The organism is Streptomyces collinus Tu 365 (assembly GCF_000444875.1).
In the GTDB taxonomy this organism is placed as follows: domain Bacteria; phylum Actinomycetota; class Actinomycetes; order Streptomycetales; family Streptomycetaceae; genus Streptomyces; species Streptomyces collinus_A.
On sequence record NC_021985.1, the window covers coordinates 4,582,967 to 4,597,339 of the forward strand.

The following is a 14,373-nucleotide window of genomic DNA, read 5'->3' on the forward strand; positions in this document are numbered from 1 at the left end:
GGGTGGGTGGCGGTCCGGTACGCCGGACTCAGCGGACGCAGGCGCGGACGAGCCCGGCGGCCGCCGGCCGGCCGCGGCGCGCCTGCGCCACGGCCGCGAGCACGGCGGGCAGATCGAGGCCCAGCGCCGCCATGACCTCCTGGTGGTCGCCGCCGGTCGAGGGCCATTCCCGGCCGGCCGCCACCGAGGTGACCTCGCACCCGGGAAGCAGCAGCGCCAGCGCCTCGGCCGCTCCGCCCTGGCTGCGGTGTTCCTCGACGACGACGAACCGGGTGTGCCGGCGGGCCAGTTCCGCGGCCGACTCGGCCAGGTGCTCGTGGTCCAGGTACACGAGGTGGGCGTGGGCGACGCCGGTGGAGGCGCGGGCGGCCAGCGACAGCCGCGTGCCCTCCTCGCCCACCGAGACCAGGCAGACGTCCTCGGGATCGCCCTCGGACTCCCAGTTGACCGGCGGCAGCTGGGTGCCGGGCAGCGGCAGCGACTCGTAGGCGGCGTTGCGGCCCGTGCGGACGTAGTGCGGCCCGCCGCCGCGGGCCGCGGACCGGATCACGGCGCGCATCTCGGCCTCGCCGTGGGGGGCCGCGACGGTCACGCCGGGCACGCTGCGGAGCACCGCGAGGTCCTCCAGGCAGTGGTGCGTGGTGCCGAACCAGGCACCGGACACGCCGGCGTACGGCGCCATGACGGTGACCCCGGCGTTCAGGTAGCCCAGCGTCAGCTTCAGGCTCTCCGCGGCCCGCAGCGCCGCGAAGGGGGCGAAGGTGCTGACGAAGGGCTTGAAGCCGCCGGCGGCCAGCCCCGCCGCCATGTCGATCATGGCGCCCTCGGCGATCCCCACGTTGAAGAACCGGTCCGGGTGCGCGGCCTGGAAGGGGTGGTTCTTGCCGCCCAGGTCCGCCTCCAGGCAGACGATGGTGGGGTCTTCGGCGGCCAGGGCGGTCAGCTCGTCGCGGTAGGCGTCACGGCCGGAGAGGGTCATCGGATCGCTCGCTTCCACTTGGCGGCGCGGGTGGCGTCGATGGTCACGTAGTGAGAACCCGCCCTTCCCTCCACGGCCGGGACGCCCTTGCCCTTGACGGTGTGGGCGACGACGGCGAGCGGGCGGCGGGCGGCCGACCGGTCCCGGTCGAACAGCTCGGACAGCGCCGCCAGGTCGTGTCCGTCCGTCTCCACGACCTCGAACCCGAAGGCGGCGAACCGGTCGGTGAGTCCGGGCAGCGGCGAGATGTCCGCCACGAGGCCGTCGTTCTGCCCGCCGTTGCGGTCCACGACGAGAACGAAGTTGCCCAGCTCCCGCGCCGCCGCCACCTGGCAGGTCTCCCAGACCAGGCCCTCCTGCAGCTCGCCGTCGCCCGCGACGGCGATGCCCAGGCCGCCGTGCCCGCCGATCCGGCGGGACAGGGCCCAGCCCGCCGCGTACGGCACGCCGTGCCCGAGGCTCCCGGTGGGGAACCGCACCCCGGGCACCTTGGGACCCGGATGGCCGGTGTAGGGCTGGCCCGCCCGGCCGTACAGCGGCGCCGGGTTCTCCGGCAGCACGCCGCTGACGTACAGCGCGGCGTACAGGCCCGCGGCGGCGTGCCCCTTGCTCAGCACGACCTCCGTGCCGTCCCCGGCGGCGGCCCGGTGCAGGGCGGCGACCAGGATGTCCAGCACCGACAGGCTGCCGCCGAGGTGGCAGCCCCGCTCGGAGGCCGCCATGTCGACGACCAGCCGCCGGGCCCGCAGGGACCGCTCCGTCAGGGTGGACACGACCGTTCCGGCGGCCGTGGGGGTGTCGAGTACGGCGGTCATCGGCGGCTCCCTTCCGCGAGGGCGAACCAGCGGTCCACCGCGGCGGCGAGCAGCGCGCGGGCGGCCCGGTACTCCTCGCCGCCGATGCGCTCCTCGTCGGTGTGGTCGAGGGCGGAGTCGCCCGGCCCGTACGCCACCATCGGCACGTCGTGCCAGGTGGTCGCCAGGGTGTTCATGTCCGACGTGCCCTTCTTCACCACGAAGCGGGGCTTGATCCCGGCGGCGGCGAAGGCCCGGGTGAACGCCTTGGCCAGCGGGCCCGAACGGCCGCTCTGATGGCCCGGGGTGGCCCGCAGCACCTCGATGTCCACGCCGTCACCGGCGTGCCCGAGCGCGGCGGCGCGCAGCGCGTCCAGATCGGCCCCCGGCGGTACCCGGAAGTTGAGGGTGCCGTCCGCCCGGTCGCGCTCGCGGCCGCGCGCGCACCGGATGTCGATGACCGCGCTGAGCGCCTCGGGCGCCTGGGCGAGCACCGACGCGCGGATCTCACCGAGGACACGCGTCAGGCGGTCCGGGGCCGACACCGCGTCCAGGCCGGCCGAGTGGCCGGTGGGCACGGAGGCGGTCACCGCCAGTTTGAACAGTCCGAAGTAGCCGAGGGTCAGCTTCTGGGAGCCGCTCGGTTCGCCGATGACGACCGCGTCGGCCGGATAGTGGTCCCGTACGTGGAACGCCCCCTTCGAGGAGGAGATCTCCTCCTCGACCGCGCCGACCACGACCAGCCGGCCGTCCTCGGGCACGTCCGCGTCCGCCAGCACCTCCAGGAAGGCGGCGAGACTGCCCTTGGCGTCGACGCTGCCGCGCCCCCACAGCTCACCGTCGCGCCACTCGACCGCCCAGCGGTGCGGGACCGTGTCGAGGTGGCCCAGGAGCAGCAGCGCACGGGGGCCGGTGCCCCGGGAGGCGACGAGGTTGCCCGCCTCGTCGATACGGGCCTCGATGCCCCGGCCCCGGCACCATTCGGCGAGGCAGGAGGCGAGCTCCGCCTCGTCGCCGGAGACCGACGGCACGGAGACCGCGCGGGTGAGCAGGTCGAGGTCGTCGGCGGGCCCCCGGGTGCGCCAGAACCTGGTCCAGCCCGCGGGCTCGCCCAGGGTGTGCGGGCCGGTGATGGCCACGTCGGCGCTGCTGCCCTCCAGGGCGATCTCGGCCGCGCGCACCTTCTGGCGCATGCGCCCGCCGGCGTACCGCGCGCCGTCGCCCGGATAGGCGTCGGTCAGCGTGGAGTCCGGGTCGGCCGGGTCGGTCAGCAGTCCGGCGGTGCCGGTGACCAGCCGGAGGTGGTCGGCGTCCAGGGCGACCGCGAGCACCGCGGCGAGCACGTCGGCGTCCACGTTCAGCGCGGCGCCGCCGTCCCGGTCCGCGACCGGCGGGGACAGGCAGACCACGTCGTACGCGTCGAGCAGTGCGTTCAGCGCCTCGGTGTCGGCCTCGACCGGTACGCCCGCGCGGTGGTCACGGACCACGACGGGGCGGCCCTCGGCCGACAGCGCCTTGAGCGGACGGTTGGCCCGGCCGAGGACCAGGCCGTTGCGGGCGGCGACGGCCGTGAACGCCTTCAGGCCCAGGGCCCGCAGGCCGTGCGCCACGGCGGGCAGGGTCACCCGCTCGTAGGCGTCGACCAGGTGGTCCATCTCCTCAGGCGGGCAGTAGCGCACCTCGTCGCCGTTGGCCAGCCGCAGCGTGGGGACCGGGCGGTCGACGGCCGCGTAGTGGCGGGCGATGCCCGTGGCCCCGCCGGCGACCAGGAGCACCCGGGCGCCGCGGGCGACGACGTCGGCGATCTCCTTGTGGATGGTCTCGCGGTCGAGCGTGGCGCTGCCGACCTTGACGACGTACAGCGGCCGGCTCATGGCGACACCGCCGTGATGGGCAGCCCGGCCGTCTCGTCGAAGCCGTGGATGAGGTTCATGGCCTGGATGGCCTGGCCCGCCGCCCCCTTGATCAGGTTGTCCAGGGCCGCGACGGTGACGCACTGGCCGTCGCGGACGGCGACCGCCACCTCGGCGACGTTGGAGCCGGTGACGGCCTTGAGCATGGGGAAGTCCTGCGGCGCCTTGGGCGCCGGGCGGACCCGGACGAACGGCTTGCCGACGTACGCCTTGGCGTAGGCGCGCTTGACGTCGAGGGCGCTGACCCCCGGCCGCAGGTCGGAGTAGGCGGTCACCATGATGCCGCGCGTCACGTCCATGCTGTGCGTGGAGAACCGCAGGGCCACGTCGGTGCCCGTGAGGTCGGCGAGGGCCTGCTGGACCTCCGGCGCGTGCCGGTGGCCGTGCAGCTTGTGCACCCGGAAGTTGCCGCTGCGCTCGGCCGGCTGCTCGCCGCCGCCGCGGCCGCCGCCGGTGGACCCGGTCTTGGCGTCGACCACCACCCGGTCGGAGACCAGTGGCTCGGCGCCCGCGAACAGCGGGTACAGGGCGTAGATCGTGCTGACGGCCATGCACCCGGGCAGGCTGACGAACCGGCTGTCGGGGACCGCGGGGCTCAACTCCGGTATGTAGTACGCGAAGTCCTCCAGCGGCGGGTGGGCCGCGGTCCCCGGGTAGTGCTTGCTGACCTGCTGCCCGTCGCGCAGCCGGAAGTCACCGCCCAGGTTCAGCACGCGCTTGGCCCGGTCGGCGACCAGCGGCAGCTTCTCCGGCAGGGCGCCGGTGGGCAGGCAGCCGAAGGCGACGTCGACGGTGTCCGCGTCCGCGAGCTCGGCCAGCGGCCGGAACGTCAGGCCGGCCGCCTTGGGGTGGTTGCGCAGCCAGGGGTGGCTGCTGCCGACCGCGGTGCCCGCGGCGCGCTCCGCCGAGAGGAACGCCAGTTCCACCCGCGGGTGCTCCAGGAGCAGCCGGATGACCTCACCGCCGGTGTAGCCGCTGGCCCCGAGGACGGCGACGCGTATCTTCTCGCGCGCTTCGTCAGCCAAGGCGGGCCGCCTTGTCGTAGGGCCGGCGGTAGTCGCGGGTCTCGACCAGCTTGCGGATGGCGTCCGGACGGCGGGCGACCTTGCGGAAGGCGTCGGCGTAGCGCAGGATCCGCTCGTACTCCACCGGGGAGCGCAGCTCGCGGCAGAGGACGAGGGTGCTGTCGAGCATGCCGAGGGTGACCGGGAAGTCCTCGGGCCGGTGGTCGCGCACGGCGCCGGGGTTGAGGGTGAACGGGTAGCCGTTGCCGAAGCCGTCCCGGTGCTGGAAGGGCAGGTGGCACGGGATCGGGGTGTTCTGCCACTCGCGGGCCGGGACGCCCTCGGCGACCAGGAGTTCGTGCACGGCCTCCTTGACCGCGAACACCGGGATGTCCTCCAGGCCCACGGCCTCGGGGTGCAGGGTGGTGCGGTACATGTTGTACGCGTGGACGTGCCCCTGCGGTACGTGCGGCGGGCTGAACAGGCCGGTCCCGCGCAGGGCCTCGCCGAGCAGCGCGGCGTTGCGGGCGCGGATCTCGTCGTAGTACGGCAGCCGCTCGAGCTGGCTGGCGCCGAAGGCCGCCGCGACCCACGACATGCCGTAGTCGATGCCGTGCCGCTCCAGGTAGGCGCGGGCGCGCTCGTAGCCCTCCTCGGTGGCGAAGAACGCGATGCCGCCCTCGCCGCCGAGCGGGAAGTTCTTGTCGGCCATCAGGCTCTGGCCGGCGGCGTCCCCGAAGGAGCCGGCCACCTGCTCGCCGATCTTCGCGGAGTGGGCGTGCGAGGCGTCCTCGACCAGGGCGATGCCGTGCCGGTCGGCGAGGGCGCGCAGAGCGGACACGTCCGCGGGCAGGCCGTGCACGTGGACCGGCATCAGCGCGCGGGTGCGGTCGGTGATCGCGGCGGCCGCGGCCTTGGGGTCCATGCAGTAGGTGGCCGGGTCGATGTCCACGAACACCGGGATCGCGTGCGCGGCGACGACGGCCTGCGCGGTCGCGATGAACGTGAACGCCGGCACGATGACCTCGTCGCCGGGCCGCACCCCGGCGCCCACCAGGGCCATGTGCAGGCTGGAGGTGCCGCTCGCGGTGGGCAGCGCGTACGCCGCGCCGACGTAGGAGCGGTAGGCCTCGGCGAAGTCGGCGACGACCTTCTCGGGCGCCTGCCGCTGGGCCAGCATCAGGTTGAAGACGTCTTCCTTGGTGATGACCGGGAAGAGGGTGCGACGCGACGCCTTGGGGATCATGGCCCCGCCGCCGAGGGCGGCGAGTTCGGAGTCGACCTCGGCGGGTTCGGGCAGGGGCAGCGGGGCTGCCGGGAAATCGGTGATCATGAGCGCGCTCCGGTGGGAGTGGCGGGACGTGCCGCCTGGGTCAGGGCCATCCGCACGCAGGCGGCCACGAGGGGGCTGAGCCGATAGTTGAACTGGACCCCGGGCACCAGGGAGGCGTCGGCCTCCTCCTGCGTCCACATCGTCCGCAGGTCGTACGCGCCGAAGATCTTCAGCCGCTCGGCCCGGGCCCAGACCCGGTCGTCGTCGGTGAGGACGGCGGCGGCCGGCCCGAAGCCGAGTCCGGTGAGGTCCACGACGAGGGCGGGGGCGGTACCGGTCCGGGCCAGCTCGGCCAGCCGGTCGGCGTTGGCGGGGTCCAGCGCCACGTGGTCGTACGCGACCGGCCCCCCGTCCGCGACGCCGACGCCGAGCCAGTCGAGGAAGCGGCCGGTGGCCGCGTCCGGCTCGGCGACGGCGACCGTGTCACCGTGTCCGATGCCCTGGCCGGCGAGCGCCGCGTGGATCGCGGCGGTACGGCTGTTGACGAGGACGGCACGGGTACGTCCGGTCTGCTTGGTCAGCAGGCGTTCGAGACCGGGCAGTTCCCGGTCGCTCTTCTCGATGCTCATGACCACGCCGGTGGTGAGGACGCGGGTGAGCACCGTTGCGGTGTCGAACAGTTCCATGGATCTTCTCCGTGTCACACGGCTGAGGCCGCGAGGGTCTCGGCGACGTAGGCGGCGAGGTGGCCGGCCACGTTCACTCCGTGCCGGGCGGAGGAACGGGCGAATTCCGGGTTGGCGTTCACTTCGAGCACGAGCAGCCGGCCCGTGGACCGGTCCTCGACCAGGTCCACCCCGTAGAAGCCGGGGCCGAGCGCGTCGACGACCCGGTCGCAGAGCTCGTGCATCGCCGGGGTGACCTCGACGCGCCGGACCTCGGCGCCCAGGTGGGTGTTGGTGCGCCAGTCGTCCGACACCCGCTGGATGGCCACCACCGGGGTCCGCCCGACGACCACCACCCGCAGGTCGTGGCCGGGCTTGTCGATGTACTCCTGCACGACGACGGGGAACTGCTTGCCCGTGACGTCGGCGGACTCCCGGCCCGCGGCCCACGCCTCCACGCAGTCGGCGTGGGTCATCTTGCTGACCCCCCGGCCCCAGGAGCCGCTGACCGGCTTGACCACGGCGGGCATGCCCAGGTCGGCGACGCTCTTGCGGACCTGGTCGAAGCTGAAGGCGTGCCGGGTGGTGGGGTGCGGGATGCCGTGCCGCGCGAAGAGGAGCGCCTGCAGCCCCTTGTCGTTGCAGGTCTCGATCGTCGCCGCCCGGTTGAGCGTGGGGACACCGGCGTGTTCCAGGCGACGGGAGACGTTGATCGCGTCCCGGTGGGAGAGGTTCCTGATCAGGGCGAGAGCGGGCGGGCCGGTGTGGCCCGCCACGGTCTCGGCCAGATCCTCCATGAGCAGCGGTCGCGCCGTCAGACCCTGGTCGCGCAGCGCCGCGAGGAGCAGCTTCTCCTCGGGGCGCAGCATCGTGACCGAGAGCAGGACCTGGTCCGAGGCTGTCACTCGCCCCAGTCCTCTTCCACCTCGGGGGCGAGGTCCAGGCGCACGCCGGCCTCGGACTTCTCGACGACCTCGTGCTCCTGGCCGCAGGCCACGCACTCGGTGATCTCGCCCTTCTCCCAGTCGTCGCGCACCTCGAACTCGGTGTCGCACACGAGACAGCAGGCGACAGCGGTCGCAAGCGTCATGCCGATGACTCCTTCACATGGAATGGGCGTCGCACGATGTGCCGGCGCCTTGGCTCGCGCACGGATGTCGTCCGCGCGCATTCCGGGTCCCCCGCGCCTCCCGCGTCGGTGGACGCCTCGGGAGGCGCGGAGGAGCGCCACTTTCGGTGGCAGTGAGGAGCTTTCCGGCCGGTGATACCACTCACCTACCGCTGCGGTACCGCTCGCTGCGGCGGTCGCCTAAGCTGGAGGGCCGTGGGCGTTTGACCTGGTACTTTCCAGCCAACGCCGGGGGCACGCAGGGGGGCGGGCGCACAGTGACGGGCAGCGAAGACCAAGGACTGCGGTTCAACGTTCTCGGGTCCCTGGAATGCCTGGCCGACGGGCACCGGATCAAGCTCGGCGGGCCGCTCCAGGAGCGCATTCTGACGTCCCTGCTGCTGGAGCCCGGGCGCACGGTGCCCATCGAGCGCCTCATCGAGACGGCCTGGGGCGAAGCCGCTCCCGACACCGCCAAGCCGCAGGTCCGCAAGGCCATCGCCGACCTCCGGCGGCGGCTGCCCGGCGGTCCGGCGCTGATCGTGACCGAGGACGCCGGGTACCGCGGGGCGTTGGAGCCGCTCCAGGTCGACCTGCACCTGTTCTCGCAGCACGTGCAGAAGGCCGCGTCCGACCGCGCGGCGGGAGAACCCGGCGCGGCGGCCGGGGAACTGCGCAAGGCCCTGGCGCTGTGGCGCGGTCCGGTGCTGAACGGGACGGGCGGGGCGGTCCTCGACGCGGCGTCCACCGTCGTGGAGGAACGGCGCCTGGCCGCGGTGGAGGAGCTGTTCGCGCTCAGGCTCCAGCTCGGCGAGGACAGCGATCTCGTCAGCGAGATACGCGAGTTCGCCGACGCCTACCCGCTGCGCGAGGGGCTGCGCGCCCAGCTGATGCTCGCCCTGTACCGCGCCGGCCGGCAGGCGGAGGCGCTCCACGAGTACGCCGCTGTGCGGGACCTGCTGGACGAGGAGCTCGGGATCAGCCCCTGCCCCGAACTGGCCGGCCTGTTCGAGAAGATACTGCGGGCCAGCCCCGAACTGGACGCGCCCGCACCGGCGCGCCCGGCGCCCGCCCCCCGGCCGTCCGACGGGCCGCGGGTCGCGGAGAAGGCTCCGTGCACCCTGCCGTACGACCTGCCGGACTTCACCGGGCGGCACCTGGAGCTCCAGACCCTGCTCGACCGGGGACAGCCGGGCGAAGGGGTGCGGATCCTCGCCGTCGACGGCATGGGCGGCGTCGGCAAGACCACGCTCATCATGCGTGCGGCCCACCGCCTGGCGGCCGCGTACCCGGACGGCCAGCTCTACCTCGACCTGCGCGGCTTCACCCCGGGGGAACAGCCCCTCGCCCCCGAGGAGGCGACGCGCATCCTGCTGCGCGCCCTGGGGACCCCGGACAACGCCGTCCCCGACGACGCCTGGAGCAGGCTCGCGATGTGGCAGGCCGCCTCCGCCTCGCGGCGGCTGCTCCTCGTCCTCGACAACGCGGCCGACGCCGGCCAGATACGCCCGCTGCTGCCCGCCGCCTCCCAGTGCCTGGTCCTGGTGGCCAGCCGCCGCCGGCTGCTCGACCTCGACGGGGCGCACTGGACGTCGCTCGGCACACTGCCGCCGCGGGACAGCGCGACGCTGCTCACCCGGACGCTCGGCGAGGAACGCGTGGCCGCCGACCCCGAGGCCGCGAAGTCGCTGGCGACGCTCTGCGGGCACCTGCCGCTCGCCCTGCGCATCGCCACCGCCAGGCTCCACAACCGCCCCCGCTGGTCGCTGCAGTACTTCGTCGACCGGCTGCGCGAGGAGGACGCCCTGCTCACGGAGCTGCGCTCCACCGAACGCAGCGTCGCCACCACCATCCAGCTCTCCTACGAGTCCCTGGGCGACAGGCACCGCCGGGCGTTCCGGCTCCTCGGGGTGCACCCCGGGCCCAACTTCGACCCGCACGCGGCCGCGGCCCTCACGGACCTGACGCCCAAGGACGCGGAGCAGATGCTGGAGGACCTGCTCGACTCCCAGCTGTTGCAGCAGCACGAGGCGGGGCGGTACTCGTTCCACGACCTCATCCGCAGCTTCGCCCTCAGCCTCTGGGACGACTCGGCGCGGCACGAGAAGGACACGGCGGTCGGCCGGCTGATGAACTACTACCTGCGAGCGACCAACGAGGCATGCAGAATCCTTTTTCCGGGACTGCGCCAGTACGCGTCCGCACCGACCGGCGACGCGCCGGGGCTGCCCGCGTTCCGTGACGCGCAGACCGCGCGCCGGTGGTACGACCGGGAGAGCAGGGGCCTGCAGGCCACCGTCCGGCTGGGACAGAAGCACGACTTCCACCGCCTGGCCAGCTACCTGGCCAGGAACACGGTGCTCCACCTGCACGCGCAGGGAGCCATCTGGGACTTCCGCAAGCTGGCGGAGGTCGCGGTGTCCGCGGCCCGCCGGGCGGCGGACACCCAGGCCCTGTGCCTGAGCCTGGCCAACCTGGCGTCGGCGCACCAGATCCTCGGGGAGTTCCGGTCGGCGACGGAGGCCGCGGAGGAAGGACTGCGGGTGGCCCGGTCGCACGGGGACACCGTCAGCGAGGCCGCCTTCCTGGACCTGCTCGGCTGGGCACACATCGTGCTCGGCAGCCTGTCCGAGGGATACGACCTCCTGCTGCGGGGCATCGGGCTGCACCGCGAGTTCGGCAACATCAGGCGGGAATCCATCGCGCTGTGCAACCTGAGCACCCTGCACCTGTGGCAGGGCCGCAACGCGGAGGCGATCGCCGCCGCCGAACGGGCCGTCCTGCTCTGCCAGGAGGTCGGGGAGCAGGAGCACGAGGTGGCCGCCCTCAACGACCTGGTCATCGCCCACCTGGACCGGGGCGACGACGCGTCGGCGCAGAGGCACCTCGACCGGGCCCTGACCCTCGGCGAGCACTCCGCGATGCCGAGGAACCGGGCCATGTCGCTGGCCCTGCGCGCCCTCCTGCACCAGCGCGGCGGACAGGGCGGCAAACGCGACGACGGAGGCGGCGACGGACGCGGCGACGAGGTGATGACGTACGTCGACCAGGCACTCGCGCTCGTCGGCCCGCTGGGCACGGTGACCTGGCAGTGCGAGGTCGAGAACATCGCGGGACTGGTCCACCAGCGCGGCGGGAACCACGACAGGGCCCTCGGCCTGCACCGAAGTGCCCACCAGAGGGCGCTGGACATCGGATACCGCATGGGTATGGCACAGGGACTGCACGGTATGGCGAAAGCCGAGCAGTCCCTGGGGAATCACGAAATCGCCCGGGAACACCTGCGCAGCGCCGAAGAACTGTTCGCTGCCATGAACATTCCGCGAGCCATTCTGGGCTCTTCGGACCATGCGCCCGTGTGCTGCACGCTCGGGTCTTTTTGCTGCGGCACACAGGCGCAGGACAAAGGCCGCTAGGCCGCCCTCGTCACCGGGGGGTGGAACCCGGCCCCTCGTTGGTGGCCAGGACGCGCACACTCTTCCCGGCCGTCGCCGCCTCGACGTCGTGCACCGCCACCCCGGCGCCGAAGGCCATGGCCAAGGCGACGGTTCCGATCAGGCCGGCGAGCTTGCTCCGCATGTTTCTCCCCCTCAGTACGGACGTTCCTCTGAACACACACGATCATCGAGCAGGCACAGACCGTTTATGTTCCGGAGGGATACCTTCGCAGCACTGTGCGGGCGGTTCCTGAATCAGGAGAAACAAAAAACCCCAGACCGTCGGTCTGGGGTTTCCTTCTGGAGCGGGTGACGAGAATCGAACTCGCGCTCTCAGCTTGGGAAGCTGATGTTCTACCATTAAACTACACCCGCGTATTTCGGATATGACGGCCCCGGTGGGGTCGATGCCCGAACGCTCGCTCACTGTACCTCATCGCGGACCCCCGGTGCTCGGAGCGCGGGGGTCCGGGTGCGCCGAGGTCAGGTTCACGGAGTTCGGCAGGCGTGGGATCCCGGTGCGGGGGAACCGAGTTGGGGCGTACCGTGGCCGGGTGGAAGAGGGGCCGGGCGGGGCCGGAGTGCCGCCTGGAGAGTCGTCTCTTTGATCCCGTAATGTGGCTTTTGTCGTCAGGGCAGTCAGCCGGACGCGGCTCTTGGGGAAGGGACTTGAGGGACTTGATGGAACGCACCGTCGTGCGCTGTGTGGACGGCCACGTCTTCAGCACCACTTCGTTCCCGATGCAGAAGGCCGAGCGGCTCGGCCCCGGCCGGCTGCTGCGGTGTCCGCGGTGCGCCCGGCTCCGCAGCGTGGTGCCGGTCACCCTGCAGAAGCAGTAACGGCCCGAGCAGCGGTAACAGCGGGCAGGCCGCAGGCGCGCGGAGCCATCACGATTGTCATGGCTCGGCGCGCCTTGCGTATCCTCGGGGCGTGCTTCTCTCAGACAAGGACATCCGGGCCGAGATCGACGCCGGACGGGTACGCATCGACCCCTACGACGAATCCATGGTGCAGCCGTCGAGCATCGACGTGCGTCTCGACCGTTTCTTCCGGGTGTTCGAGAACCACCGCTACCCCCACATCGACCCCTCGGTCGAGCAGGCCGACCTGACCCGCCTGGTCGAGCCCGAGGGCGACGAGCCGTTCATCCTCCACCCCGGGGAGTTCGTGCTCGCCTCCACCTACGAGGTCATCACGCTCCCCGACGACCTCGCCTCCCGGCTGGAGGGCAAGAGCTCGCTGGGCCGGCTCGGGCTCGTCACCCACTCCACCGCCGGGTTCATCGACCCGGGGTTCAGCGGTCACGTGACCCTGGAGCTGTCCAACCTCGCCACCCTGCCGATCAAGCTGTGGCCCGGTATGAAGATCGGCCAGCTGTGCATGTTCCGGCTGACCTCGCCCGCCGAGCACCCCTACGGCAGTGAGCGCTACGGCTCCCGGTACCAGGGGCAGCGCGGACCGACCGCCTCGCGGTCCTTCCTGAACTTCCATCGGACCCAGGTGTGAGGGCGAGGGCATGAGCGACGTACGTGAGGACCTGACCTACGAGCGGTTCGGTGCCGCCGTCCGCGAACTGGCGCAGACCATCGCCGACGACGGCTACGAGCCCGACGTCGTGCTGAGCATCGCCCGCGGCGGCGTCTTCGTCGCCGGCGGTCTCGCCTACGCCCTGGACTGCAAGAACATCCACCTCGTGAACGTGGAGTTCTACACCGGCGTGGGCACGACGCTGGAGATGCCGGTCATGCTGGCCCCGGTCCCGAACGTGATCGACTTCTCCGACAAGAAGGTGCTGATCACCGACGACGTCGCGGACACCGGCAAGACCCTCAAGCTCGTGCGCGACTTCTGCCTCGACACCGTCGCCGAGGTCCGCTCCGCCGTGATCTACGAGAAGTCCCACTCCCTCGTGAAGTGCGAGTACGTCTGGAAGCGCACGGATGAGTGGATCAACTTCCCGTGGTCCGTTCTGCCTCCCGTCGTGAAGCGCGACGGGCAGGTGCTCGACGCCTGAGCGGGTGGGGACGTGGGAAGGGCCCCCGGCTTGGTGCCGGGGGCCCTTCCCGTGTCTGCGTCCGGGTCGTGGCGGCCGGGCTAGAACGTGCCCAGCTTCACGATCGACAGCAGGGCGATCAGCTGGATCGCCGACGCGCCCAGGGCCTTGGGCCAGGGGAGGTCGTGGGAGCGGGAGACCATCAGGGTGAGCAGGGCGCCCGCGCCGATCCAGGTGGCCCAGCCGAGCACCTGGACGAAGCCCGCGTCGCCGCCGAAGAACATCGCGAAGACCAGGCGGGGCGCGTCCGTCAGCGACGTGATCAGCATGGACAGGCCCACCGTCGGCTGCCAGGCGCCGTCGCCGCCGAGCTGGCGGGCCAGGGTGTGGGTGACCACGCCCAGGACGAAGGCGCTCAGGACCATCGCCACGGCCGTGACGAGGACGATCGGGATCGCGTTGGAGAGCGTCGCGTTGATCGCGTCCGAGCGGGCGCCGTCGAAGCCGAAGACGGCGAGCAGGCCGTAGAGGAAGGTGACGATCAGGGCCGGGGCCCACATCGTGTAGTCCCGCATGCGCAGGAAGGTCTGGTCGGGCGAGAGGATCACGCCCCGCAGCAGTTCCTTCCAGTGCAGGGGCGGGCCGATCGGCCCGGACGGGGCGGCGGCGCCGGCGTGGTAGGTCGCGCCCTGGGTGTAGCCGGACGCCTCGTCGACGGAGAAGGCCTGCGTGTGGCCCGGGTTGTTGGCCGCGTACGGGTCGTGCGCGCCCTGGGCCTGGCCCGGGTGGCCGCCGTCCCCGAAGTACTCCGGGCCGTCGTCGGCCGGGCCCGGGTAGCCGTACGACGGGCCGCCCTGCGGGTACGACTGCCGCGGGTAGGGCGGCTGCGGCGCCGACGGGTAGCCGTACGCCGGGCCGCCGGGCTGCCCCTGCCCGGGTCCGTGCGGCGGCCGGCCGGGCTGTCCGTGCCCGTGCCCGCCGCGTCCGTACGGTCCCTGCGGAGCCTGTTGTCCCTGGGGGGTGCGGTTGTCCCGGCCCCCGCGTCCGATCCTGAATCCAGCCACGTCATCGAACGTACCTGGTCCCGGAGAGTGGTGTGCCGGGCCCGGGGGTCCCGGCCCGGCTTTGCGGCCGACCTGTGACATCCCCTAAGGGACCGTCAGGGGAGCGTTGCGGGAGAGGTCCGGGGTTCCCCGGAGTTTCCGG

General features: G+C 72.5%; 14 protein-coding genes and 1 tRNA gene. 4 read left to right on the forward strand and 11 right to left on the reverse strand.

Annotation, left to right across the window (positions count from 1 at the left end; translation table 11 throughout):
• Positions 1 to 28: 28 nt before the first annotated feature.
• From B446_RS19905 to B446_RS19940, 8 genes are read right to left on the reverse strand one after another with little or no spacing between them, the layout of a single operon-like run.
• Entirely contained in the window at positions 29 to 979 is a 951-nt protein-coding gene (locus tag B446_RS19905; protein ID WP_020941237.1) for a transketolase family protein, read from the reverse strand.
• Positions 976 to 1,794: a hypothetical protein gene (locus tag B446_RS19910; protein WP_020941238.1), complete on the reverse strand. Its 819-nt coding sequence runs from the start codon at positions 1,792 to 1,794 to the stop codon at positions 976 to 978. The genes B446_RS19905 and B446_RS19910 overlap by 4 nt, the downstream gene beginning before the upstream one ends.
• On the reverse strand, positions 1,791 to 3,647 hold the full coding sequence (locus B446_RS19915; RefSeq protein ID WP_020941239.1) for a M20/M25/M40 family metallo-hydrolase: 1,857 nt from the start codon (positions 3,645 to 3,647) through the stop codon (positions 1,791 to 1,793). Before B446_RS19915 ends, B446_RS19910 begins: the two co-directional genes overlap by 4 nt.
• On the reverse strand, positions 3,644 to 4,711 hold the full coding sequence (gene argC, locus B446_RS19920) for an N-acetyl-gamma-glutamyl-phosphate reductase (protein WP_020941240.1): 1,068 nt from the start codon (positions 4,709 to 4,711) through the stop codon (positions 3,644 to 3,646). The genes B446_RS19915 and argC overlap by 4 nt, the downstream gene beginning before the upstream one ends.
• The gene (locus B446_RS19925) at positions 4,704 to 6,023 is read right to left on the reverse strand and encodes a DegT/DnrJ/EryC1/StrS family aminotransferase (RefSeq protein WP_020941241.1); all 1,320 of its coding nucleotides are present in this window, start codon (positions 6,021 to 6,023) and stop codon (positions 4,704 to 4,706) included. The genes argC and B446_RS19925 overlap by 8 nt, the downstream gene beginning before the upstream one ends.
• Positions 6,020 to 6,649, reverse strand: a complete 630-nt coding sequence (locus B446_RS19930; RefSeq protein WP_020941242.1) for a DegT/DnrJ/EryC1/StrS family aminotransferase — start codon at positions 6,647 to 6,649, stop codon at positions 6,020 to 6,022. The genes B446_RS19925 and B446_RS19930 overlap by 4 nt, the downstream gene beginning before the upstream one ends.
• A 14-nt stretch (positions 6,650 to 6,663) precedes the next feature.
• Positions 6,664 to 7,533 carry a RimK family alpha-L-glutamate ligase gene (locus tag B446_RS19935; protein ID WP_020941243.1) on the reverse strand — a complete coding sequence of 290 codons (870 nt, stop codon included), beginning with the start codon at positions 7,531 to 7,533 and terminating at the stop codon, positions 6,664 to 6,666.
• On the reverse strand, positions 7,530 to 7,718 hold the full coding sequence (locus B446_RS19940) for a hypothetical protein (protein ID WP_020941244.1): 189 nt from the start codon (positions 7,716 to 7,718) through the stop codon (positions 7,530 to 7,532). The genes B446_RS19935 and B446_RS19940 overlap by 4 nt, the downstream gene beginning before the upstream one ends.
• Positions 7,719 to 8,014: 296 nt before the next feature.
• Between B446_RS19940 and B446_RS40780 the strand changes: the two genes are divergently transcribed.
• On the forward strand, positions 8,015 to 11,152 hold the full coding sequence (locus tag B446_RS40780) for an AfsR/SARP family transcriptional regulator (RefSeq protein ID WP_020941245.1): 3,138 nt from the start codon (positions 8,015 to 8,017) through the stop codon (positions 11,150 to 11,152).
• A 10-nt stretch (positions 11,153 to 11,162) separates the two neighbouring features.
• Here B446_RS40780 and B446_RS39245 read toward each other — a convergent pair whose 3' ends face one another.
• Both B446_RS39245 and B446_RS19950 read right to left on the reverse strand, forming a co-directional pair.
• Positions 11,163 to 11,315: a hypothetical protein gene (locus B446_RS39245; RefSeq protein ID WP_158506769.1), complete on the reverse strand. Its 153-nt coding sequence runs from the start codon at positions 11,313 to 11,315 to the stop codon at positions 11,163 to 11,165.
• Positions 11,316 to 11,474: 159 nt separating this feature from the next.
• Positions 11,475 to 11,548, reverse strand: a tRNA-Gly gene (locus B446_RS19950).
• 306 nt (positions 11,549 to 11,854) lie between these two features.
• Here B446_RS19950 and B446_RS39705 point away from each other — a divergent pair.
• The 3 genes from B446_RS39705 (at position 11,855) to B446_RS19960 (ending at position 13,188) form a co-directional block, all read left to right on the forward strand.
• On the forward strand, positions 11,855 to 12,013 hold the full coding sequence (locus B446_RS39705; protein ID WP_020941246.1) for a hypothetical protein: 159 nt from the start codon (positions 11,855 to 11,857) through the stop codon (positions 12,011 to 12,013).
• A gap of 91 nt (positions 12,014 to 12,104) precedes the next feature.
• Complete coding sequence (gene dcd / locus B446_RS19955) at positions 12,105 to 12,680, forward strand: dCTP deaminase (RefSeq protein ID WP_020941247.1); 576 nt, start codon at positions 12,105 to 12,107, stop codon at positions 12,678 to 12,680.
• Positions 12,681 to 12,690: 10 nt separating this feature from the next.
• On the forward strand, positions 12,691 to 13,188 hold the full coding sequence (locus B446_RS19960) for a phosphoribosyltransferase (RefSeq protein ID WP_020941248.1): 498 nt from the start codon (positions 12,691 to 12,693) through the stop codon (positions 13,186 to 13,188).
• A gap of 80 nt (positions 13,189 to 13,268) precedes the next feature.
• Here the strand turns inward: B446_RS19960 and B446_RS19965 are convergent, their stop codons facing one another.
• A complete protein-coding gene (locus B446_RS19965) occupies positions 13,269 to 14,312 on the reverse strand; it encodes a YIP1 family protein (protein WP_106960588.1) in 1,044 nt (347 codons plus the stop codon).
• Positions 14,313 to 14,373 lie beyond the last annotated feature (61 nt).

Excerpts from the sequence above, each read along its gene's own strand:
- B446_RS19910 (WP_020941238.1), bottom strand. The coding sequence starts at position 1,794 with ATGACCGCCGTACTCGACACCCCCACGGCCGCCGGAACGGTCGTGTCC.
- B446_RS19925 (WP_020941241.1), bottom strand. The coding sequence starts at position 6,023 with ATGATCACCGATTTCCCGGCAGCCCCGCTGCCCCTGCCCGAACCCGCC.
- B446_RS19940 (WP_020941244.1), bottom strand. The coding sequence starts at position 7,718 with ATGACGCTTGCGACCGCTGTCGCCTGCTGTCTCGTGTGCGACACCGAG.
- B446_RS19905 (WP_020941237.1), bottom strand. The coding sequence starts at position 979 with ATGACCCTCTCCGGCCGTGACGCCTACCGCGACGAGCTGACCGCCCTG.
- B446_RS19960 (WP_020941248.1), top strand. The coding sequence starts at position 12,691 with ATGAGCGACGTACGTGAGGACCTGACCTACGAGCGGTTCGGTGCCGCC.
- B446_RS39245 (WP_158506769.1), bottom strand. The coding sequence starts at position 11,315 with ATGCGGAGCAAGCTCGCCGGCCTGATCGGAACCGTCGCCTTGGCCATG.
- B446_RS19915 (WP_020941239.1), bottom strand. The coding sequence starts at position 3,647 with ATGAGCCGGCCGCTGTACGTCGTCAAGGTCGGCAGCGCCACGCTCGAC.
- B446_RS19965 (WP_106960588.1), bottom strand. The coding sequence starts at position 14,312 with ATGTCACAGGTCGGCCGCAAAGCCGGGCCGGGACCCCCGGGCCCGGCA.
- B446_RS39705 (WP_020941246.1), top strand. The coding sequence starts at position 11,855 with ATGGAACGCACCGTCGTGCGCTGTGTGGACGGCCACGTCTTCAGCACC.
- B446_RS19930 (WP_020941242.1), bottom strand. The coding sequence starts at position 6,649 with ATGGAACTGTTCGACACCGCAACGGTGCTCACCCGCGTCCTCACCACC.